At 60.8% G+C, this 22032-nt stretch carries 14 protein-coding genes and 7 pseudogenes; 13 read left to right on the forward strand and 8 right to left on the reverse strand.

Annotation, left to right across the window (positions count from 1 at the left end; genetic code table 11):
- The first annotated feature begins 62 nt into the window (after positions 1-62).
- The 5 genes and pseudogenes from RNA01_RS18885 to RNA01_RS18905 form a co-directional block, all read left to right on the forward strand.
- Positions 63-1136, forward strand: coding sequence for an extracellular solute-binding protein (locus RNA01_RS18885; RefSeq protein WP_147181726.1), 1074 nt, complete (start codon positions 63-65; stop codon positions 1134-1136).
- 95 nt (positions 1137-1231) lie between these two features.
- Positions 1232-2098 carry an ABC transporter permease gene (locus tag RNA01_RS18890; protein ID WP_147181727.1) on the forward strand — a complete coding sequence of 289 codons (867 nt, stop codon included), beginning with the start codon at positions 1232-1234 and terminating at the stop codon, positions 2096-2098.
- Entirely contained in the window at positions 2095-2886 is a 792-nt protein-coding gene (locus tag RNA01_RS18895; protein WP_147181728.1) for an ABC transporter permease, read from the forward strand. Before RNA01_RS18890 ends, RNA01_RS18895 begins: the two co-directional genes overlap by 4 nt.
- A complete protein-coding gene (locus tag RNA01_RS18900; protein WP_147181729.1) occupies positions 2883-3998 on the forward strand; it encodes an ABC transporter ATP-binding protein in 1116 nt (371 codons plus the stop codon). Before RNA01_RS18895 ends, RNA01_RS18900 begins: the two co-directional genes overlap by 4 nt.
- A 75-nt stretch (positions 3999-4073) precedes the next feature.
- A pseudogene (locus RNA01_RS18905) lies at positions 4074-4190 on the forward strand (transposase); the annotation flags it as partial.
- 10 nt (positions 4191-4200) lie between these two features.
- Here RNA01_RS18905 and RNA01_RS18910 read toward each other — a convergent pair.
- From RNA01_RS18910 to RNA01_RS18920, 3 pseudogenes are all read right to left on the reverse strand, one after another.
- A pseudogene (locus tag RNA01_RS18910) lies at positions 4201-4751 on the reverse strand (IS3 family transposase); the annotation flags it as partial.
- Between the two features lie 67 nt (positions 4752-4818).
- Positions 4819-4965, reverse strand: a pseudogene (locus RNA01_RS18915) (IS256 family transposase); the annotation flags it as partial.
- Positions 4959-5504: pseudogene (locus tag RNA01_RS18920) on the reverse strand (ParB N-terminal domain-containing protein); the annotation flags it as partial. The pseudogenes RNA01_RS18920 and RNA01_RS18915, both read right to left, overlap by 7 nt.
- Before the next feature lie 334 nt (positions 5505-5838).
- Here RNA01_RS18920 and RNA01_RS18925 point away from each other — a divergent pair.
- Positions 5839-6189: an antitoxin Xre/MbcA/ParS toxin-binding domain-containing protein gene (locus RNA01_RS18925; protein WP_147181730.1), complete on the forward strand. Its 351-nt coding sequence runs from the start codon at positions 5839-5841 to the stop codon at positions 6187-6189.
- A gap of 8 nt (positions 6190-6197) precedes the next feature.
- Positions 6198-6695: an RES family NAD+ phosphorylase gene (locus RNA01_RS18930; protein WP_147181731.1), complete on the forward strand. Its 498-nt coding sequence runs from the start codon at positions 6198-6200 to the stop codon at positions 6693-6695.
- Positions 6696-6770: 75 nt separating this feature from the next.
- Here the strand turns inward: RNA01_RS18930 and RNA01_RS18935 are convergent.
- The 3 genes and pseudogenes from RNA01_RS18935 to RNA01_RS18945 form a co-directional block, all read right to left on the reverse strand.
- A pseudogene (locus RNA01_RS18935) lies at positions 6771-11896 on the reverse strand (helicase-like domain-containing protein).
- A 94-nt stretch (positions 11897-11990) separates the two neighbouring features.
- Positions 11991-12595: pseudogene (locus tag RNA01_RS18940) on the reverse strand (DUF1419 domain-containing protein).
- A gap of 73 nt (positions 12596-12668) precedes the next feature.
- Positions 12669-13694 carry a DUF3991 and toprim domain-containing protein gene (locus RNA01_RS18945; protein WP_147181732.1) on the reverse strand — a complete coding sequence of 342 codons (1026 nt, stop codon included), beginning with the start codon at positions 13692-13694 and terminating at the stop codon, positions 12669-12671.
- A gap of 210 nt (positions 13695-13904) precedes the next feature.
- Here RNA01_RS18945 and RNA01_RS23765 point away from each other — a divergent pair, with 210 nt between their 5' ends.
- The 4 genes and pseudogenes from RNA01_RS23765 (at position 13905) to RNA01_RS18955 (ending at position 16278) form a co-directional block, all read left to right on the forward strand.
- Complete coding sequence (locus tag RNA01_RS23765) at positions 13905-14081, forward strand: hypothetical protein (RefSeq protein WP_170253544.1); 177 nt, start codon at positions 13905-13907, stop codon at positions 14079-14081.
- Positions 14082-14595: 514 nt separating this feature from the next.
- Positions 14596-14718: pseudogene (locus RNA01_RS24475) on the forward strand (IS3 family transposase); the annotation flags it as partial.
- Positions 14719-14883: 165 nt separating this feature from the next.
- Positions 14884-15264 carry a DMT family transporter gene (locus RNA01_RS18950; protein ID WP_210245776.1) on the forward strand — a complete coding sequence of 127 codons (381 nt, stop codon included), beginning with the start codon at positions 14884-14886 and terminating at the stop codon, positions 15262-15264.
- A 15-nt stretch (positions 15265-15279) separates the two neighbouring features.
- A complete protein-coding gene (locus RNA01_RS18955) occupies positions 15280-16278 on the forward strand; it encodes an IS5 family transposase (protein ID WP_147181733.1) in 999 nt (332 codons plus the stop codon).
- A gap of 102 nt (positions 16279-16380) precedes the next feature.
- Here the strand turns inward: RNA01_RS18955 and RNA01_RS18960 are convergent, their stop codons facing one another.
- The gene (locus tag RNA01_RS18960; RefSeq protein ID WP_147181734.1) at positions 16381-18096 is read right to left on the reverse strand and encodes a GMC oxidoreductase; all 1716 of its coding nucleotides are present in this window, start codon (positions 18094-18096) and stop codon (positions 16381-16383) included.
- A gap of 358 nt (positions 18097-18454) precedes the next feature.
- On the opposite strand from RNA01_RS18960, the gene RNA01_RS18965 reads away from it, so the two are divergent.
- Positions 18455-19648, forward strand: a complete 1194-nt coding sequence (locus RNA01_RS18965; protein ID WP_147181735.1) for a DegT/DnrJ/EryC1/StrS family aminotransferase — start codon at positions 18455-18457, stop codon at positions 19646-19648.
- A gap of 3 nt (positions 19649-19651) precedes the next feature.
- Entirely contained in the window at positions 19652-20467 is an 816-nt protein-coding gene (locus RNA01_RS18970; protein WP_147181736.1) for a 4'-phosphopantetheinyl transferase family protein, read from the forward strand.
- On the opposite strand, the gene RNA01_RS18975 is transcribed toward RNA01_RS18970, so the two are convergent.
- Positions 20388-22031: a glucosamine inositolphosphorylceramide transferase family protein gene (locus tag RNA01_RS18975; RefSeq protein WP_147181737.1), complete on the reverse strand. Its 1644-nt coding sequence runs from the start codon at positions 22029-22031 to the stop codon at positions 20388-20390. The two genes, RNA01_RS18970 and RNA01_RS18975, sit on opposite strands and share 80 nt — an antisense overlap.
- Position 22032 lies beyond the last annotated feature (1 nt).

Below are 22032 nucleotides of genomic sequence, written 5' to 3' on the forward strand. Positions count from 1 at the left end.
TCGAAGGCATTGCCGCTCGACCGGACCTGTCATCATGGCTTAACTACGAGAGGGACTGCCGAATGAGAATTACAATCGGATTGGGTGTTTCGCTGGCCTTGGGCCTCGTCTTCTCGATGCCGGCCGCGGCCCAGGAGGCGCCGGTTGCCGGAAAGGTTGCGGAGGGATCGCTAAAGGGCAAGACGCTCACCTTCGTTTCCTACGGTGGCGTCTATCAGGACGGTCAGCTCAAGGCGCTGGAGGACTTTGTGACGGCGTCAGGGGTCAATCTCCTGTCCGACGGCCCTACCGAACAGGCCAAGATCCAGGCGCAGGTCGAAGCCGGCAACGTGATGTGGGACGTGGTCGATACCGGAGACCTCATGCCCTTCGTCCATTGCGGCAAACTGTTCCAGAAGCTCGACTTCAGCAAGATTGACATTTCCAAGATCCCTCCAGGTCAGGTCGGCGAATGCAGTGTTCCGGCAATGAACTATGCAGTTGTGTTGATGTACAAGAAATCGACCTACGGCGACAATCCGCCGACGAGCTGGGCAGATTTCTTCGACACCAAGAAATTCCCTGGCACACGCGCCATTCCGGGCTATGGCGATGCGGAAGGATACATGATCGAGCTGGCGCTTCTCAATGACGGCGTCGAAAAGGATAAGCTGTTCCCGGCCGATATCGACCGTGCGCTCAACAAGTATCGTGGCATGCGTGACGACCTCATTCTGTGGCAGACCGGCTCGCAGTCGCAACAGATGATGGAATCGGGCGAAACGGACATGGCCATCGTTTGGTCCGGCCGTGGCAAGGCCGCGGTCGCCAACGGCGCCGAATACGAGCCGGTGTGGAAGGACTGGGTCGTCGTCAAGGACCAGTTGACCATTCCACTCGGCACGAAGAACCTCGACGGTGCCTATGCGCTGATCAACGCCTATCTTGGTCAGAAGGCACAGGAGATCATGACCGAAACGACCTCCTATTCGCCAATCAATATCGACGCCAAGCCGAAGGTCGACGAACTGACGACCAAGTGGCTGACCAGCACACCGGAAAAGCTGGCGCAGGCCTACAACTACAACATCAGCTACTGGGTGGATCACAACACCGAGCTGAACGAGAAGTGGGCCTCGTTCATCGCCGGTAACTGATCACAAGAAGCGTTGCGTCCGGGGCCAAGAGGTCGTGGACGCAACGTCCCCGTCCCGGCCGGGTTCCAGGCCGATCGACGCAACAGGAGCATGCCATGTCCCCCTCCAGAGCTGGAACGTCCACCGAAGAGGCTGGAAACCGGCGCAGCGGTCTTATTCTCACACTGCCGGCCCTTGCGGTGCTCATCGCCGTCATGGCCCTGCCGCTGGCCATTGTCGTCCTCCGCAGCTTCGCCGACCCGGCCCTCGGCTTCGGTAACTACCTCTGGTTCTTCAGCGCAGACATCAATCTCATCGTTCTCGGCCGCACCTTCAAGATCGCCTTCTGGGTGACGCTGTGCTGCATCGTGATCGCCTATCCTTATGCCTTTGCGATGTCGGTCGCGGGGCGCCGCCTACGGCTCTTGCTCATTCTGTGCGTGCTGGTTCCTTTCTGGGTTTCCGGCGTCGTACGGACGCTGGCCTGGGTCATTCTCCTTCAGGATTCGGGCGTGATCAACCGCACGCTACTCGCGCTCGGTTTCGAAAAGATCCGCCTTATCCGCACCCAGCTCGGTGTCATGATCGGTATGACACAGATCCTGCTGCCCTTCATGATCATGCCGCTCTACTCGGTCATGCGCGGCATCGACCGACGCCTGTTGCAGGCGGCCGGAAGCCTCGGCGCGATGCCGCTCAAGGCCTTCTTCCAGATCTATTTGCCGCTCTCGTTGCCGGGCGTCTTTGCCGGTTCGATCATCGTCTTTATTCTGGCGCTTGGCTTTTACATCACACCGCTGCTGCTTGGCGGCCCGCAAAGCACCATGCTGTCAACCCTGATCCAGCAACAGGCGCTATCACTGCTGAACTGGGGACGCAGCGGTGCGATGGGCGTCATCCTCCTCATCGCCACGCTGGGCTTCCTCGCCGTTACCGGCCCCTTCATGCGGCGCAAATATGACATGAGCGGGAGCGGAAAATGACCGGACTTCCTGGACGTCTCCTGCTCGGCCTGACCTGCGTGCTTGTCGCCATCTGGCTGGTCGCCCCGACGCTGGTCATCATCCCGATGTCGTTTGCGGAAAAGAAGTCGCTGGCGTTTCCGCCGACGGGTTTTTCCCTGCAATGGTACCAGAATATCTTCGCAAGCCGCGACTGGTCAGGCAGCCTGCTGAACTCGCTGAAAGTCGCCGCCATCGTGTCGGTCGTCGCGACCGTCATCGGCACGATGGCGGCTCTCGGTCTGGAACGGATGAAGAGCCGCACCGCCGGTCTCATGCGGCTCGTCCTCATCACGCCGATGATCGTGCCGGGCGTTGTTCTGGCGGTCGGCATCTACGCGGTCTATCTGGATGCGCGTCTGGTCGGCACGTGGACTGGCTATGTGCTTGCCCACACGCTGCTTGCCTTGCCCTTCGTGTTGATTGCCGTCAGCGCCAACCTCGCCGTCTTCGACGTTCGGCTGGAAGCGGCTGCGGCCAGTCTCGGCGCCTCGCGGCTCACGACCTTTATCACTATCACCATGCCACTGATCATGCCTGGCATCCTCTCCGGTATGCTGTTCGCCTTCGTCACCTCCTTCGACGAGGTAATCGTTTCCCTTTTCATCACCAGCCCGCAACTCAAGACCCTGCCGGTACAGATTTTCGCCTCGATGACCCGCGATGCGGACCCGACCGTGGCGGCGCTCGGCTCGCTTGTCTTCGCCGTCACGACACTTCTCATCGGCGCGGGCCTTCTGATCGGAACTCCCAAAGGACGTAAATCATGACGCATGCCGGACCCTCTGCCGGGGCTGCTATCGACATCTGGGGCGCTAGCAAGTTCTACGGCGACTTCACTGCCCTCGACGATGTGAGTCTCAGGATCCAGCCGGGTGAATTCATGTCCTTTCTCGGCCCCTCCGGTTCGGGCAAGACGACGACGCTGAACCTGATTGCCGGTTTCACTTCGCTGAGCGCGGGCAACATCAGGCTCGACGAGCGCTCCATCGGCAACCTGCCGGCCCACAAACGCAATATCGGCGTGGTCTTCCAGCACTACGCTCTTTTTCCACATATGACGGTGGCCGCCAACGTCGCCTATCCTCTGCGGCAGCGGAACATGTCGAAAGCCGAACGTGAGAAGCGCGTGCACGAGGCTCTGGCCAAAGTGAAGCTGGAGACCTTTGCCGACCGTTATCCAAGCGCCCTTTCCGGTGGCCAGCAGCAGCGTGTGGCGCTGGCCCGCGCCATGGTTTTCGCGCCGCCTCTGCTTCTGATGGACGAGCCGCTCGGCGCATTGGACAAGAAGCTGCGCGAGGTGCTGCAACTCGAAATCAAACGCATCCACCGCGAGCTGGGCAGCACGTTCGTCTATGTCACGCACGATCAGGAAGAGGCTCTGGTCCTCTCGGACCGCATCGCGGTGTTCAACAAGGGCAGGATCGAGCAAGTCGGCACGAGCGAGGAACTTTACATGCACCCGAAGACGCTGTTTGTGGGGCAGTTCATCGGCGAAAGCTCGGTGCTGCGCGGGCCATACCGGGTGATAAATGATGCAACTGCGATGGCTATCGGCGACAAGGACGTAGTTGTGGCGATGATGCCGGAAACGACGGGCGCGCATGCCATACTTCTGCGACCGGACGCCGTCGCGGTACAGAGGATCGGCACGGGTATCGTTAATGACCGCACCAATATCTTGTCGGGCACGGTCCGTGAGAAGCTCTATCTCGGCTCATCCGCCAAATACGAGGTGGCCTTGCCGAACGGAATGATCGTGACATCGCGAATGCCTCCGCAAGGTTCGGCATTTGACCTTGGCGAACGCGTGGAAATCGCATGGCGTCCTGAGGATGGCATCCTGCTCGCTGATGATGGAACGCAAACCGCGTCGCTTTAAGGTCTAAACCAATCAAGCGGTTGAATGAGCTAGTGCTGTATGATTCACTATCCCCACTAACGGGATTTTTGGACCATGGCAGGAGAATTCTGGCTTCATGACCGGCAATGGGCGGTGATCGCCCCTTTGCCTCCCACGAACCAACGTGGCGCTCATCGTACTGATGATCGCCGGGTCATAAGCGGGATCATTGAATAGCCTGCTTCAAGAACGTAGCCCAGTCCATGCTGGTGAACTGGGAGCCCTGATCCTTGGGCTTGCGTCGCCAAACCGCCATGAGCAAGGCCAGCAGCACGACGTCCGTGGTTTGCCGGCTCTGCATTGCCCAGCCGATGACCCGGCGGGAATAGAGGTCGATGACGACGGCGAGATAGGCGAAGCCCTCGCAGGTCCGTATGTAGGTTATGTCCGTGTCCCACGCCCTGTCCGGAGCCGCCACGTCGAATTGCCGGTCGAGCGTGTTGTCGATAGCGACGGCAGGTCTGCCGCCATAGATACCGGGCGGCGTTTGTAACCGATCTCAGCCTTGATCCCGGCAAGCCGTTTCAGACGTGCGACGCGGTTCGGGCAGCACATCTTTCCCTGGTCGAGAAGGTCGTCAAGAAGCTTGCAATAGCCATAGACCTTGCCGCTCTCCTGCCAAGCCTGAAACAGCAGATCGGTCTGTCGTTTGTCTTCGCTGGCCCGTTTGCTCAACGGGTTCTTCAGCCAAGGATAGAATCCGCTCGGGTGAACATGAAGAAGCCGACACATGATCGTGTCCCGTAGCGTGGTGTAGCTCTTAACAACCACGGTGTGTTCCGGTTGGCCGGATGGGATATCAGCGTGCCACGGCTGGCAGGCTGATGAGGGGATCATCGCTCATTTGTGCGATTGTTTCCAGTGTCATGTATCGAGACCGCTGGACGGCCCATTCGTCATTGTGCTCGAGCAGCAAAGCGCCGACGAGACGGACGATAGCCTGTTCGCCTTCCAGACCTCTTTCTGTTCATCGAGCGAAGCCGATGCAATGGTGCGCAACTGCTGTTCGTTGGGCATGTCGCCGAGTGTCATCTGGTCGAGCATCACCGGCAGCACGTTTGCCAGCAAACGCAGCTTCCGGATCTGGCGGACCGGCAGAGCGAGTGCGACGCCGATGGCTTCCTCGGTCCAGCCCAGTGCAACCAGCCACTCAATACCACGCCACTGATCGACCGGGTTCAGAGGCTCGCGGGCGATGTTCTCGATCATGGAACGCATGGCGCCGTTGTCATTGGCGGCTTCGACGACGATGACATCGATCTCTTCGAGGCCCGCGGCAATCGCCTGCTTCACACGACGATGGCCTGCCTGGATGACATAACCGTTTCCGCCATCGATCTGCGGCGACACCACCGGCGGCTGGATGATGCCCACGGCCTTCACCGTCGCCAGCAGCAGCGCATCGGCCTGCGGGGACGATTTGAACCGGCGCGTATCATCGGGATTGTCCTTTAACGCACGGGGGTCGAGTTTGAGGATCTGCATGGGAACTGTTCCTTCCGGGATCGCGGAACCGGTACCTCACCGGTCCTTCCTGCCTTCAGTTCTTTCCGAAGACATCTCCCGGACCGCAGGGCGGGCGGACCGGCGCAACTGCGCCCGAGTGGGCTTGCCCGTCAGGTCGAGCGGGGCAACGCCTTGCGAGCACGACGGGAAGGGTTGCGCAGGGGGCGGTTGAGCGACTGCGGCGGCGGGAAGGCCGAGCTGCGAGAGGAGTTTCTTCTTCCCTCCTTTTTCTTTTCCCAGAAGCGTTGAACGCCGCCATTATTGACGCTATATAGCGTCTATATTAATGGCGCTCGAAAGATGGAGGCGGACAATGGGCCTCGCCCAATATGCAGACGATGGACTGTTCGCACCGCGCAAGATCGCCGATGCGTTTCGCACGACCAGTGAAGAGATCGCCCGCACTGCCGGGCTCGGGAAAGATGCGATCCAGCGCAAGGACCGTATTCGCTCCGACAGAACGCAGCGGCGCCTGCGCGAGATGATCGAGATCGTCAACAAGGTCGAACCGCGGTTCGGATCGGCATTGATGGCTTATGCCTGGTATCGCTCCGAACCACTGTCCGGTTTCTCCGGCCAGACTGCGATGCAGTTGGTCCGCAACGGTCGCGCCGACGAGGTGCTCGACTATATCGACGCGGTCGACGCCGGCGTTCACGCATAGGCCCGCCAATGCACTATCAAGGAAAGCTCTACCGGGCGCTCAATCCGATCTACGCCCGTGAGCCTTTGTCCGGACGCGGCGCGGAACTCTATGGCGGCAGGTTCAACCCGAAAGGCATGCCGGCTCTGTACACGTCGCTGACGATCATGACGGCGCTGAAGGAGGCCAATCAGGTTGGCAACCTGCAACCGACGACGCTGGTTTCCTATGAGGCCGATATCGAGAGCGTGTTCGACTGCCGCGACGACGCGGCCCTTCAGGCGCACGGCATGGATGCGGCGGTACTCGCCGATACGACCTGGCGCGACCAGATGAAAATTGCCGGGGAGGCAAGAACGCAAACCTTCGCGCGTCAGCTTGCCGCCGACGGTTGTTGCGGGCTACTCGTGAAGAGCTTCGCCCCCGGCGCCAAGGATAACGATCTCAATCTCGTCCTGTGGACATGGGGCAGCACGGCGCCCGGCCGCGTGACCCTGATCGACGACGAACACCGGCTGTCGCGATAGTCCGCGCAGGACGCCATCTGTCCTGGCACGAAAAGGCCAGTCGCATATGCGACATACGACCGGCCGGTTATTGAATCAAGCCGCGATCTCCTCCCGATCGGCATCTTCGCGCGCCGACACTGCCAGCGCCTCCTCGACCTCACGCAGTTTCTGGCGCTTGTCGGCCAGTTCGCCGGCAGAGCCGAACTCGCCAGCCTGCCGCGACTGATAGGACGCGAGCCTGCAACGATATTCTTCCAACCTCTGGCGATAGCGCTGCCGTTCCGCCTCGAACCCATCAAGCGCATATTCGAGGCGGGAGACGGCCCCAAGCGGCATCAGCGTGACCGGCAATTCGATCTCTTGGGTCGCGCCGGCGCGCTGAAGCAGCGTCTGGTAATGGCAATTGTCGCCGCGTCCAAATGTTTCGCCGTCATAAACAAGATCGAAGCCCCCGATGCTGGCGATGTGGACCTCGCCCTCCTGCCGAAGCTGAACGAGGGTGAGGATTTCCTTCATCAGGGCGCGACCGGCATCCTTGCGCTCCGTGTATGCTTTGCCATTCACGGCCATGGAGAAGGCATCGCCTGCTGTCGGGATCAGCCGCTCGATATCCTGACCGATTTCGGCGATGCGCCGCGTGGCGGTCGCGATCTCACGCTCGGCGTCGTGCAACTGGCGTCGCACGGCAAAGAGATCGTCCTCATGGGCGACACGCAGGCGTTCGAGCCGGGCGATATCGGCTTCCAGTCCCGCTTTCTGCATCAGCCGCTCATCGCCACTGGCAATGGCTTTTGCCATAGCGAACTGGCTGACCTGGCCTTCGTTGAGATCCTCAAGCCGGCGGATCGACGTGTCGCCACTGAGTGCTGCGGCAATAAAGCGGGCCTTGCGCTCGTTCTGCTGCCACATAGTCGCATCAAGCGAGCCCTGTGTGGCATAGGCAAAGATATCGACTTCTTCGTGCTGGTTGCCCTGACGCACGATACGGCCTTCCCGCTGTTCGATCTGCGAGGGCAACCACGGCACATCGAGATGATGCAGGGCTTTCAGCCTCAGTTGCGCATTAACCCCGGTGCCCATGGTCTCCGACGAACCGATCAGGAACCGTACTTTGCCAGAACGGACATCACCGAACAGGCGCTGCTTGGCTTCGGTCTTCTTGTAATCCTGCATGAAGGCGATTTCGGAGGCAGGGACGCCCATGCGGATCAACTCGCCGCGGATCCAGCGGTAGGCCGAGAAGCCGCGTGTTTTCTCGACATTGATGGTGCCGAGATCGGAGAAGATCATCTGCGCCGCACCCGGAAGCTCGTAAACCTTTCCGTCCGGACGAAGATAGGTCAGTCCGGAGGTTTCTTTCCAGATCCGGTGTGCGTTTCTAACCAGCAGATTGAGCTTGTTTTCCGGCTCGTCATCCATGGCCGGCATGACCAGACGAAGGTCGATCGCCGCATGACGGCCGTCGGTGATGACCGAAAGCAGGATATCTTCGCCGGTCCCTCGCGCTGTTCGATTGCCTTGATGCGGGTTTCGAGAATCTGCTGGTAGGTCTTGAACGCAGATGTCGGGGCAGCCGTCAGGATCTGACGCTTGCCAGTGGCGATATCCGGCACCTTCACATACTGGCGCAAATCCTCCGGCATCACCACATCGGCGAAGGCGCGGAACATGGCGATCAGTTCAGGCACGTTGACGAAGCAGGCAAAACGGCTGACCGGCTTGTATTTGCCGGAGGGCTGAAGCTCCAGTTCGGTGCGTTCGTCACCAAAGTTCGAGGCCCATGCGTCGAACTCATGCAGACCGCGCTCGTGCAGTGCCTCGTGACCGAGCAGGCGCTGGATGGAGAACATTTCTCCGAGTGTGTTGGTGATCGGGGTTCCTGATGCCAGCACAAGCGCGCGGCGCGGATTTTTCGTTTCGATGTAACGGCTTTTGAGATAGAGGTCCCAAGCCTTTTGCGAGCCGTTCGGGTCGATGCCCTTCAGCGTCGACATATTGGTCGCGAAGGATAGTTTTCTGAACTCCTGCGCCTCATCGACAACGATCTGGTCCACGCCGATCTCAGAGATGGTCAGAAGATCATCCTTGCGAGTGGAAAGCGCTTCGAGCCGTTCCTGCAGACCTTCCTTCAACCGTTCCAGCCGCTTGCGCGATACGCGATCCTCATCATCGACCTTGAGCAGAAGATCCTCATAAAGCTGCAACTCGTCCTGGATCATCTGCTGTTCGAAGGATGAGGGCACGCCGATGAACCTGAACGCCGAATGGGTGATGATGATCGCGTCCCAGACGGCGGTGGCGGCTCGGCTCAGGAAGCGGGCGCGCTTGTCCTTGGTGAAGTTCGTTTCGTCGGCGACCAGGATGTTGGCCGAGGGATAGAGTGCCAGAAACTCGCGCGCCGCCTGCGCGAGGCAATGGCCGGGAACGACGAGCATCGCCTTGGCGATCAGTCCGAGCCGCTTCTGCTCCATGATGGCGGCCGCCATGGTCATCGTCTTGCCGACGCCGACGGCGTGGGCGAGATAGGTGGAACCGGACGAGATAATCCTCCAGATGCCGCGTTTCTGATGTCCATAAAGCGTAAAGGCGCCAGAGGCGCCCGGAAGTTGAAGATGGCTGCCGTCAAACTTGCGCGGCGCGATATTGTTGAAACGGTCGTTGTAGACACGCGCCAGCCGATCCGTGCGATCGGGATCGGACCAGACCCATGTCTGGAACGCTTCCTTCATGCGTTGCAGTTTGTCACGCGCCGCCTCCGTATCGACGACGTTCAGCACCCTTCGCTCGCCACCGACATCCTTGATGGTGTCGAAAATCTGCGGCACGCGAGAGTTCAGGGCATCGGCCAGCAACTCACCGGCATGGCGGCGGCTGGTACCCCATTCCGATGTGCCGGCCGCCGAATATCCGAGCTGCCGGGCTTCGACCGTCCAGGAACCGAGCTCCGCCATATGGTGGATGCGGATATCTATGCCCATCGTCTCCTTCACGAAGGCCACGACATCGGTTGCCGGGATCCACGGTGCGCCGAGCCGGGCGGTGATATCGGAGGGGCGCAGATCGGCGGGTTGGACTTGCCTCAAGGCTTCAACATTCCGTCTAAAGGCAGGATCAAGGTCTGCTGCTGCTTGCGCCACAACAAGCTTCGTGCGAACCGGTCCGGAGAGATAGGCGTCGGAGGCCTGCCATGACCCATCTGCCGGATCGCGGAAGATGGCATCACCCAGATCGGCGATCACCGCATCGGCATCGCGATGCAGCAGTTCCGCGATATGGTCGATATCGACGCGGCCGCGCTCGTTGAGCACGACGGCCAGCGCATCGGCAGGGCTGGCAATGACCGGCGGCGCGGGTGGCGAAATCACTCGTTCGGAGAAGATCGGGCCGGGTTTTGCGGTATCGGTTTCGAGATTATAATCCTCGATGGAGGCCACCAGCCAGCAATCGGGATCATCTCGGAAGGGCTGAAGGTTCGGCTGACGATGAATTTCCCGGACTTCGCCAGTCTCTTCGTTCTCGGTGATCGACACCGTTGTATGGTTGATTGGCCCGAAATCGCGCACAAAGCCCGACCAAGCGATGCGCAGCCTGACCTGAAGACCCTTCCACGGGCAATCCTGGTCCCGGGCCTGCTCCTGGGCCTTCAACACCGCGCGCACGGCGTCCCGGACCGGGATCAGTTTTTTGATAATGCGAATATGCTGTTCCGGCAGGCATTCGCCTGTTCCACCGTCACCACCACCGCCCTTGCGGACCTTGATTTCGACGGGAGCACCATCGACCATCTGCATCAGACCACGTCTGGTATCGATGAAGAAGCTGCCTTCGCGAACCTTCGAACTGCCGGGGCGAAAATCGACGATCTCGCCGAGTTCGCTCTCCAGATCAATGTCGATGCTGGTCGGCTCACAATCATAGAGAGCTTCCGGAAGACGGGAGATGGCGGCGTTCAGCGCTGTCTCGAGATCGACACTGGGACGCGGACGGCATGTATAGGTTTCGCCAAAAGGGCCTGACGTCAGGGCGTGGGTGCCGAGCACGAAATCCGGATGGCGGGCGAACCATCTGTTGACGCGGATAGTGCCCTCGTCCTCGGTGGCCGGGCGTACCTCATCCACATCCAGCCACATCTGGTCGCCCTCCGGTTCCCCGGCCTTGCGCTTGCGGAAGAACAGGAGGTCCACGACAACATCTGTACCGGCATCCCGGCGGAAACTGCCTTCAGGCAGGCGAATGGCGGCAATCAGATCGGCCGATTTGGCGATATGCTCGCGAGCCGTGGTATCGGCCTTGTCCATCATGCCGGAACTGGTGACAAATGCAGCGAAGGCGCCGGGCTTCAGCAGGTCGATCGAACGCGAAATGAAATAGTCGTGCAAGCGCAGGCCGAGTGGCCGGTATTGCCGATCGGAACGCACGGTGCGATCCGAGAAGGGTGGGTTGCCGATAGCAAGATCGTAGATCGGCCCTAGATCGGTGCGGGCAAAGTCGCCCTCGATAATCCGCGCCTTCGGCTGAAGAAGCCTGACAATCCGTGCTGTCACCGGATCGAGTTCGACGCCGGTGACATAACTGTTCTCCCGGTACGCTTCCGGCATCAGTGCCGGAAACAGGCCCGTGCCGATGCCTGGCTCCAGCACGCGGCCACCCCGCCAACCCAGGCGCCGCAACCCGGCCCATATCGCCCGGATGATGAACTCGGGGGTGAAGTAGGCATATTGGGTGCATCGCGACAGGCTGGCGTAATCCGCGTCGGAAACGGCCGTTTCGAGTGACGCACCGAGTTCATCCCAGCCGTCCCGGAAATCGACCGCGCCCGGACGGCGAAACATGCCATTCGCAAGCTCCGATGCACCGAAGCCGGTAAAGCGGGCCAGTCGCTTCTGCTGCTCGCGTGTGACCGGAACATTATTCCGCTAGATCTCGGTCGCCGTCAGGATGGCCGCGACATTCAGGCGTGCGCGCTCCTGCCACGATACGGCAAGACCACGGTCCTCGCCTTCCTCGAAATAGAAATTGGCGCGGTCACCCTGTTTGCGGGTGGCGGGTTTGAGTGGAGCGGGCGATATCGCAGCCCTTGCCGGAGCGGGCGCCGGCGGTGTGGGATCGGGGTCATCATCGTTCGCCGCGAAGCCGCCAAAGGCGGTGACACCAAAGCCGAGCCCCGATGACAGGGCACTCGAGCCAAACATATCGAGGGAAAAAGGATCATTACTCATGGAAATCTCCATCTGAAATGAGAGCGAGCGCCATCGTTCCGCCGGAGGTCATCTGGCAGTTAAGATGGGCTGGGAGGGTTGAATGGAAGTGGGTTCACACCGCGACGGTTTCAGGGAGATGGCGCAGATGCACCGGCAGCTTGGCGGAAATTTCCGCATCGCTGAGGTCGTCAAGCAGTTTCAGGATCGTGCCATCACCCTGACGATAGAGAATGACGGTGCGCTTGCCTCGATCTGCCGCGGGCCATCGTTCACCGGCATAGCCGCGATAGTCGTCGGCAGTGGTGCTCCAGATGTGCTCGAGCCGTTCTTCGCGGCTCATCACTCGAACGGGTCTGGTTTCGCGGTCGAGGATCACGGATCGCATTGCCTCAACCGAATTCGCATCGGAGAGGTTGCAGTAGGTGTGAAAGAAGCGGACGGCGTCATCGATCCGGATGGTGTAGAACACCGAGGTCACGGAACCTGTCATGAACTCGCGCATCGCAAAGGTCAGCCCACGCATCCAGAGCGGCGGCAGGACGTCGAGCATGTAGGCGTAGGAGGTCTCGTCGATCTCGAACCATTCGCCGGCATAGACGGCAGACTGATCACCGTCAAACGGCTTGGGCGCTTCGCGTGGCGGTCGAACATGCGGAACATGTCAGCGCGTTTGGCCACACCCTGAAACACTTTGCGAGGGAGGGATATCGAAGTCATCAGCTTGGTCCTTTCGGGGTTCTGGGACCGAAGCCTGCAAAGTCGTTTCGACCTTGCTATCCTCTTCAGCCCTTCATGACCCCTCCCGCGGTGCTGCGTCCGCGTGCGGCCGGGTCAAGGGCCGGCGCATGCCGGGCGAAGCCTCCCTTGATGCGGCCGACGCGCATGCGGCAGGCCTCCTCTTCTCCGTTTTCCTTTCCCGCTTCTTCCTTTCCCTGATTTGCAGGACATCGTTCCAGTCTTCAGCGGGCGGCCGGAGACGTTGCCAGTCGCAGCAGGCTCGCTCTGCGATAACACGTAGTCGCTCCGCATAGACATCCCCTTGAGAGTTGGCGTCGGTGGCGGCGACGAGATTCATCACAGAGCGAGCCGCCAGCGCAGCAAGTACCGTATCCGTCGCCGGTGACCACCCGCCGCCGGTGCTCAGATAGAGAGTTTTCTCGCGCGGGCCCTCAAGTGCTGCGAGGCTCATCGCGTCGATCGCGGCCTCGGTCACACAGAGGCGGTTGGCATCGCCTGGGCCGAGCCGGAACAGAACTTTAGAGCCACCAGTGGAAAATCCCCGCCATTCGGGGCCGCGCTCTTCCCAACCGACCACCCGGCCATTGCTATCGACATGCGCCGCCCACATGCTGCCAAAAGGTCCTTCCCGCAGGAGTCCCTCCCGGATCGCCAGCCGAAGGATGGCAGGTGGGATTGAGCGCTCCCAACATAAATAGCGCCAGGTGTCGGAGGCGGGCGATGGCGTACGCTGGCTTCGCCAACGCTCAGCGATGTCTCGCGCCGGCGCTGACGACCGCGGAGACGTCCATTCCGGGCGGGAAAGTCGAAGACCGACCAGCGTTGCCACTTCCTCCGCAGCAACCGGGAAAGTGACCTTGTCAAGAAACATGGCAAGCCCGAATACATCGCCTTTCCCATCACTGAGCGGATCGAACCAGCCACGTCCGCCATGCGTGACAATGACGATATCTCCGTCACGCCTGTATTTGATGGCGCGGCGGGTGCTCTCCTTCGCATCGAGTTTGTATCCGGCCTGCTCCAGCACCACCTCGCAACTGACCTTGGCGCGTAGCGCTTCTAACTCTTCTCGTTTCATATGTTCATCGGCCGCGCAGCGGCCGTCCCTTCATCTTCCCGCAGTGTGCGGGCCACCTTCATCCCGCCGCGAAGAGCGGAGGGGGCAAGGGCGCAGCACGCAACTGACAAAAGTTGCAGCAAGGTGCTGCGGCGAAGCTTCCCTTGCGGCCGACAGATCGTCAGCGGCAGAGACAGGCGGGTCTCAATGAAACCCGCGCGGGAAATATTCGTGCACGATCTCAAGATCGTCTTCGTCGGACGGAAGGACGCCGAATTCGTCTCCGGATTTGAACAGGGTGATCGGGACCATCAGGTCGTTGCAGAGGTGAAAGGCGTGAGACTGAGCGAGGGAAAGATCGTGTGCCATGTGCAGGTGCTCCATCGGAAGCGGGTCGATTCCCGCTGATGGCTCCTCAAGGGAACAGGGACGGTCGCGATCACCGCGGAGACAAAGACGGAGCGGCGGCAGCTTGCTAGCCGACCCCTTAAGGGTTGATCGACGGAGATCCGGACCTGGTCCAGGGCGACATCACAAAAAGCGGGATCGGACTGCTTTCGATGCTGCTCTGTCCCGGCGCGGTTCTTTCGGTGAACGGTTGCTGCCGCGGCTCCTACAAAGAACGGCGAGACAGCGTTTTGCTCAATATGAGAATATAATTTTAACGTTATTTTTCAATAATATAACAAAAATCATGTAATATATATTATGGAACTCCTTGTTATGTCGGCCTGTTCGGACAACGCGATGCGAACTTCGGCAACAATATCGGATAAACGGCCTTCAAACGGGACTAGGATTTGGAATAGGAAACGCCTTGAAGGTCGTGTTCTTGAGCGAGCAATCTATTAACCATTGCCTGCTCCATAGGTTCGCAGGAGAGGTATTGAACCGCACCGCAAGCCGCACTGAAGCTCCTGCGAAAGTAGCTGAAAAGACAAGGCGCGACGAGATGTTCTATAATTCAAGACGAAAGCATGTCAGAAACGCGATGCTGCCGCCGGTCGCGTTCGAGCGGCTGCCGAACACGTCCCCGGAGGGTGTCGGCCAAACTCGCACTGGAATTGGTCAAAATGCGGCGACCGGTCGAAAGGGGCGGGGAGCAAACCTCTTTGGCCCATAGGACCAGTCGCAGCAATGCGAACAGTGGGGCCTTGCATGACTACTCACAAAATACTTAGGCTGGCGATACTAGCATTGGGGAAGAGTGTTGCAGAAAGCATCGAGTGAATCACAGACGTACAGCGCAGCGGGCATAGTGATGATGTGCGCCGGTGTCGCGTGTCTCAGCGTCAATGACGCTATCGCGAAAAACCTCACCACAGGCTATTCACCGCTTCAGATCCTATTTTTACGCAATGTAATCGCCCTGCCCTTCACATTCCTGATCGCGTTGAAGATGGGCGGAACCGGCGCGCTGCGATCCTATCGACCCATTGCACATCTCCTGCGTGGGACGCTCTGGATTGGTGCGACAATTTTGTTCTTCACGAGCATCATGCACCTGGGTTTGGCCGAGGCGACTGCGTTGGAATTGGTGCACGGACCAAATTTCAACGATTTTCATCTATGTGGCCGGTATCGAAAATAGCTTGATTGATCCCGGATGCCGCACAAACACAGCATCGCCCGCCGTCACCACATCGGCAAGATGAAGTTCAAGGTGGCGAACTGGCAGGAGTATGAGGCGGGCCTTCGCCGCCGTGGCAGTTTAACCCTTTGGATAACGCCGGAAGCGCTTAGCGGCTGGGTTGGCCCACTACGCAAGACGCGTGGCGGCCAGCCTCTGTATTCGGATCTGGTGATCGAAACCACACTGATGCTGGGCATGGTATTCGGATTGCGGTTGCGCCAGAGTGAAGGGCTTCTGAGTTCGGTGCTTGGTATGATGGGACTGGATTTGCCAGTGCCCGATCACACGACACTCAGCCGACGGGCCAGAACCTGGAAGCCATCGGCCAGAAGCAACGACCGACAGTCTGTGGCGAGTGGGCCCATTCATGTTCTGATCGACAGCACCGGGCTGAAGATCTATGGCGCCGGCCAATGGTTGGAAGAAAAGCATAGGACAAAGTCCCGGCGTGGCTGGCGAAAACTGCACTTGGCCGTTGATGCCGACAGCGGCGAGATCCTTGCACATTGTCTGACAGATCGGGAAACAGGTGATGCCTCACAGCTGGAGCCGCTGCTGGATCAGATCGATGATGAGATCAGCCAGTTCACTGCCGATGGAGCTTATGATGGCACTCCAACCTACGACGCTGTTCTTCGTCACAGCAAAGGCGCAAGGGTTGTCATTCCACCGCGCTCGAACGCGGTTGAAAGGCCCAACGCCCAGGCATCCTGCCAGAGAGACGATCACGTAGCATCCATTCAGGCAGATGGCCGGCTGAAATGGCAGGTCGGCACTGGCTATGGCAAGCGGGCTTTGGTTGAAACAGCGATGGGTCGATACAAGGGCGTCATCGGGCCGCGTATGCGTGCTCGTTCATTCCTTGCTCAACAGATAGAGGTTGCGATCGGTGTGGCCATTCTTAACCGAATGCTCGCCTGTGGACGCCCGAATTCCGTTCGTTGCCGAGCCTCAGCGGGAGCAACCAAATAAGCCGGTGCATCAAAGACCGAATGATGAACTGTCGCTGAACGCTGCACCAACGCCCATCAGAGCCCCTTTCCCGGCATGACAAAGTTAATGTGACAATACCCGTCAGAGCCCTTCTAGTTGCGAGCCGAGATGATCGGCGAGCTTGATCGCGAACGCCAGGATCATCAGCGTCGGGTTGGCATGGCCGCTCGTGGGGAAGACCGAACCTCCGGCGATATAGAGGTTGGGCAGGCCATGGACCTTGCAGTTTTCGTCGACCACGCCCGTCTTCGGGCTGGCCGACATCCGCGTCGTGCCGAGCGTATGCGCCATGTCGATAACGACGATATCCTGCGGACGTCGCTCGACCGCCCAGTCCTCGAGTACGGGCACGGGGAGGTTGGCGCTCGCCAGGGCGGCGCCCGAGAGCTCCGCGATCCTCAACAGCGTCTGGCGTTCGCCACCATTGATGCGCCAATCGGCCCTGGCGAGCGGGACGCCAAACCTGTCTCGGCGCGAACCGAGGCTGATCCGGCTGTCGGGGTCCGGGGCCTGTTCACAGATTGCCTCGATCCGCAGGCCCGCCAGCTTGTGGGGAAGGCCCCGGCTCTGGAACTCGTCGGCAACCATGTTCGGTGACAACCGGATCGCGGTGTTAACCACGAGATCCTTGACAAGTCGGGGCGTCCGCTCGCTCGAGAGGATCTTCATGCCGGCGCCCCGGGCGATCAGCCCCGAACCGGCCACGACCGAGCGAAGGTCTCGCCCCAGGTCCGTGCTGCGCCGGCGCAGCAGCTTCTTGAGCGCGTCCCAGGGATCGTCCGGTGCCCGCTCCGTGGCGAAATAGATCGCGGCATTCAACAGCCCCTCGCGCCGCTGAATCTCCGGTGTCAGCGCCAGCCCGTGCATGAACATGTGCCCGCGTCCCTTGTGAGAAACGCCGTAAAAGCCGAAAAACCTGCCCACGTTCGCCATGTGCCCGCTTGAAAACCGCCCGACCCGCGTCGCCGCGTGATCCATCAGATACCGCCCAACGACATCGTGCTGATTGCCTATTCCGCGCGCATGGACGTCATTGGACGCCAGCAGGAGCCTGGCGTTCTCGATGCCGCTCGCCGCCACGACGCAGATCCTGGCCTCGATCCTGGCCCGCTTGCCCTTGATGCTTGCCACGTCGACATGGGAGAAACGCGATCCGTCGGGACTGAGACCGATATGCGTCACCGATGCGTCAAGAAGAACACGTGTGTTTCGCGGCCTTCGCGCCAGCAATTCTCGGCCGAAACGCATGACGTCCAACCGGTCGACCCGCGAGCGGGCGAATTGCCAATGGAAGGACTGAAGACCTTCCCTGTCGAAACGGCCGGGCGGTGCCTCGGGACAGAGGTTCAGAACCTCCATGGCACGCTCGACATAGGCCTCGATCCGACGGTGATCGACCGGCCAGCCCGAATAGGGCACCCAGGGGCGTGATTGGAAGTCCATCGCGTCGAACGGCGCCGACTTTCCCGCCCAGGCATGCGTCGACCCCCCTAGAGCCCGACAGCGCACGCCGAAGGGCTGGACCTCGTGCGACCAGAAACCGGCTTGCGGACCGTGAAACTCCCTGCGCTTGCGGAACTGCTGGTCCGAGCACGGCTCGCCCGCATTCTCGACCTCATTCAGCGCGGCATGTTCGGAATTTTCGAATTCGAGCCCGCTTTCGACGACGAGGACCCTCTTGCCGGAACGCGCGCATTGCGCGGCAACCGTCAGGCCGGCGGGGCCCGCGCCGACGATCACAAGATCCACCGCGATGACCGAATTGTCCTCAATGTCGGCCAGATACTCGATCTTCATTCCGAATCCGCTTCCCCCTGCCACGGACGGCAAGTCGACGCCGTTTTCGATCACCGTCGTTTCTGCGCAATTCCCGATTGTTTGCCAAGGCTTACCGGGCATCGCCAGCCTAGCGACTTCGGCTATCATCGCTTGAACCAAAGGCGCAGCGCCGGACGGAGATCACGCGCGACCACCCGCTATCCTATAGGGGTAGGACGCCCGCACGGCATACCGCTTCCGTAGGGGGCGCCATCAGCGGATCGGCTCCCCGCTCAGCCGGATGTCCGTTTTGAATGCTTGGCCGTGAGCGTCTAGGCTCGATCCGCATCCTGCAAATACCGGTTTGGCAAATGCTCGCTCGAATGGAGAACAGATCATGGCGCGGGTCGGCTTGAGGGAATGGCTGGCGATTGCCCCCGTCATCGCATCCGGCAGGCTGTCGCGCTACGGCGGCGGAGAAGGCGGACCTCTGGCGCGATTCGAAGCAGATTTTTCCACGTCCTTCGGTGTGCGCCACACACTCGCGGTCTGCAATGGAACCGCCGCGCTGATCGCGGCGCTGGTCTCTGCCGGCATCGGCCCTTCGGACGAGGTCCTGGTGCCCGCCTATACGTGGATCGCGACGGCCGGCGCGGTTCTCGCCACGGGCGCCGTGCCCGTCCTCGTCGATATCGACGAGACCCTGACCATCGATCCCCTCGACATCGAGCGCAAGATCACGCCGCGCACGCGCGCGATCATACCCGTGCACATGGCCAACATGGTCTGCGACATGGACAGCATCATGGGCATCGCCCGCCGGCACGGCCTCGTCGTGGTCGAGGATGCCTGCCAGGCGGTCGGCGCGAGCTACAAGGGTCGACGCGTCGGGACGATCGGCGACGCGGGCGCCTTCAGCTTCAATCAGTTCAAAAACATCAGCATAGGCGAAGGCGGCGCGATCGTCACCAATGACGACCGCCTGTTCGCGCGTGCCCGGATGTATCACGACATCGGTTCGGTGTTTCGCGGCCATCTCGACAATGCCAACGAGCCTCCCTTCTGCGGCGTCAACCTGAAGGCCAGCCAGATCCAGGGCGCGATGCTCAACGTCCAGCTCGGCAAACTCGACCCAATGATCGCGCGCATGCGCCGGCGCTATGACGCGATGGCTGCGATCCTTACCGCCGCCAGGGGCCCGCGCGTGGGGCCACACAACGACCGGCCCAACGCCATCGGTCTTCACGTGATCTTCGATACCGAGAAGGACGCGCAGGCGTTCGCGTCCGAGAACCCGCGCGGCGTCCATCGGGTTCATGACTCGAGCAGGCATGTCTACAGCTTCTGGCAACCCATATTGCAGCAGCGAGCCGCCCATCCCCGGATGGACCCGTTCGTCTGGGCCAGCCGTCCCATGGACTATTCACAGGACGTTTGTGCGCGCTCCCTCGAGATCCTGAAGCGCACATGCCGCATCAGCCTCGGTGAAAACTATCCGCTTCCGGTGATGACGTTTCTCGCCCGCAGGATGGGGCGGCACCGCAACGTCCCTGCCCCGGTCTATGTCGCGACGCCGGATTACGGGACCTGATCGATGACGGGGCGCGCATCGACATCGGCGGTGGCGATCGATCTCTGGACGTGGGATCTGGACAGGCCTCCGGCCGTGGTCGCGAATTTCGCCGCGCTGCTTGCCCCCGACGAGACCGCCCGGGCTTCCCGTTTCGTCATGGCGCGCGACGCCGGGCGCTATATCGTTGCGAGGGCCGGGTTGCGCGTAATTCTCGGCAGCCGCCTCGGGATTGCGCCCGCCGAACTGGCTTTCCTCTACAACGACTTTGGCAAACCGCGCCTCGCGCCGTGCGACATGGCGCTCCGGCACTTCAACCTCAGTCACAGTGGCGCACTGGCGATGCTGGCGATCTCCGACCGTTTTCCGCTCGGCATCGACATCGAGGAGGCGAAACCCCTCAAGGAGGACATCGCGGGATATTTCTTCTCCACTCGCGAATGCGCCTCGCTCGATCGCTTGCCACGAAGCGGTTATCTGAACGCCTTCTATCGGTGCTGGACCCGCAAGGAGGCCTTCGTGAAGGCGCATGGGGACGGTCTGACAATCGCGCTGGACGCCTTCGACGTGTCGGTCGGGGCAAAGGCGACTCTCGATCTCGGACGCCTCGACGGCGAAGCGTCGCGGAGCGGCCGCTGGAGACTTTTCAACATCAAGACGCCCGTCGGCTTCCAGGGTGCGTTGGTCGCCTTGACCGGTGGTGTTCCCGTACAGCTGCGTTATCACCGCTGGTCGGGCGACGACGTACCGCGCGAGAGCCTCAGTTGCGCAGCCGCGCGTCCAGGATATAGCGGTCTCCCGCTGCATCAAAATGATGACACGCGACCAGCTTCGGCTTGAAATCGGGGACGATGGTTCTGACGCATCGCTCGCGATAATTCTCCCGATCGAGCTGCTCGACGAGCATGACGTTCAATCCATAGCCGTAAACGCCGTATTCATTGCGCTGCGAGGGGCGATAGAGACGCCCGTCGCGCTGAAACATCCGCCCCGCGTTGCGGGCCGTCGTGCTGTCGAGAACGACGGGATTGCGCTTGTGCGGAACGACCCGTGACAGGCCCGGGCCATCGACCTCGAAAACATGCAACTCGCTGCAATGATCCTCGTAGGCGTGGAAGTCAGACAGATTGGTGAAGAGCCACCACCGATCCCGATAGCGCGTCAATACGCTGTCGGCGGGAGAGAGGCCGTGGAGCGCTGTTGCGTGGAGTTCCCACTTCAGTGGAAACTCCACGCAACACCAGATTTCCAGCCGGCGCGCCTGATTGGTCTCCGGCATCATGAAAAGGTCCTGTCCATGACGAAAGACGAAAGGATAGGAAAGATGGTAGTCGCGCTCTAGCGCGACGCCCAACCTCTCCAGCCTGTCGCCATTCATTCGCGCGACCGCGATATGGGCCTTGGTATCCCGCTTCGCATAGGCCTCGTAGAAGAGGTAGCACTGGCCATCGTGATGCAGCATGAACGGGTCGGCGCGAATTTCATCCCGGTCCGGCGCGATTTCAACGGATTGCCGGGGATCGAAATCCTCAATGTTTCCGTGGCCGGTGCACAGTGTCCAGACCGCCGATGCGCCGCCCACCTTCGTGTGCAATGCCTTGCCGGCGCGATAGAGGAGCTGGCCGGACAGCGCACCGGCATAGCGCAGCAGGTCTCCGGTGGAAGGCGGCGTGGCGGCATCGTCCGTCTTGGGCGCGGCCGTGACGGTGCCTAGATTCCCGGTATCCGCGACGCGGGTGAGCTCCCGCATGACGAGCGTCACCGCGCGTTCCTTGGTGAAACCGGCATTGCGCGCGGCGCTGAACTTGGTGTTGAAGGACGACGACGCCAGGCATTGGGTCTCAGGATCGGCGCCATGTCTCACATAAAGGCACAGAAGGCTGGAAGGCGCGCGACGCAGTACGCTGTCATAGCCGTGCCAATCGTCGGTATCGCTGCGCTCGTCGGAGAAGGAAAAGCTCCACTCCCCGAACGGAAGCGCCCGAACGACCTCGTCGGGCAGGCCGACGGCGGTCATGCGGACAACCAGGTCGAGGCCGAGATCCGACACCAGCCGAACCGCCCGCTTGGCATCGCAGCCATCGAAATCGACAGCCGGCGGCAATCGTTCGTGACGCTGGTTATTCATGGAAAAGGTCGTGGGCACATAGACCGGCTCGCGCGCCAGTACCGCCTGTTCCAGCCGCGCGAGCGGTCCGAACAGGGGAGAAATCGGCTGGCGCCTGAATGGTCGGGGATGGACCAGGAAACTTACCAGCGAAAGGCCGGGAGCCGCCATGACACGGTCGAAGATGCGGAGCTCCCAGTTCTCGAATCCGGGGTTTGGTCCTACGAGAAATCCGATCCGCAACGGCTCCGTCGCAACCGACCTCATTCGCTCGCGTTCGGTCACGAGTTTCTCCATG

It is taken from the genome of Paenirhizobium naphthalenivorans (assembly GCF_007992095.1).
GTDB classification, from domain to species: Bacteria; Pseudomonadota; Alphaproteobacteria; order Rhizobiales; family Rhizobiaceae; genus Allorhizobium; species Allorhizobium naphthalenivorans.

Coding starts and splice junctions, on each gene's coding strand:
- RNA01_RS18885 (WP_147181726.1), top strand. CDS start 63: ATGAGAATTACAATCGGATTGGGTGTTTCGCTGGCCTTGGGCCTCGTC.
- RNA01_RS18970 (WP_147181736.1), top strand. CDS start 19,652: ATGACGGGGCGCGCATCGACATCGGCGGTGGCGATCGATCTCTGGACG.
- RNA01_RS18895 (WP_147181728.1), top strand. CDS start 2,095: ATGACCGGACTTCCTGGACGTCTCCTGCTCGGCCTGACCTGCGTGCTT.
- RNA01_RS18925 (WP_147181730.1), top strand. CDS start 5,839: ATGGGCCTCGCCCAATATGCAGACGATGGACTGTTCGCACCGCGCAAG.
- RNA01_RS18975 (WP_147181737.1), bottom strand. CDS start 22,031: ATGGAGAAACTCGTGACCGAACGCGAGCGAATGAGGTCGGTTGCGACG.
- RNA01_RS18965 (WP_147181735.1), top strand. CDS start 18,455: ATGGCGCGGGTCGGCTTGAGGGAATGGCTGGCGATTGCCCCCGTCATC.
- RNA01_RS18900 (WP_147181729.1), top strand. CDS start 2,883: ATGACGCATGCCGGACCCTCTGCCGGGGCTGCTATCGACATCTGGGGC.
- RNA01_RS18945 (WP_147181732.1), bottom strand. CDS start 13,694: ATGAAACGAGAAGAGTTAGAAGCGCTACGCGCCAAGGTCAGTTGCGAG.
- RNA01_RS18930 (WP_147181731.1), top strand. CDS start 6,198: ATGCACTATCAAGGAAAGCTCTACCGGGCGCTCAATCCGATCTACGCC.
- RNA01_RS18890 (WP_147181727.1), top strand. CDS start 1,232: ATGTCCCCCTCCAGAGCTGGAACGTCCACCGAAGAGGCTGGAAACCGG.
- RNA01_RS18955 (WP_147181733.1), top strand. CDS start 15,280: ATGCCGCACAAACACAGCATCGCCCGCCGTCACCACATCGGCAAGATG.
- RNA01_RS18960 (WP_147181734.1), bottom strand. CDS start 18,096: ATGAAGATCGAGTATCTGGCCGACATTGAGGACAATTCGGTCATCGCG.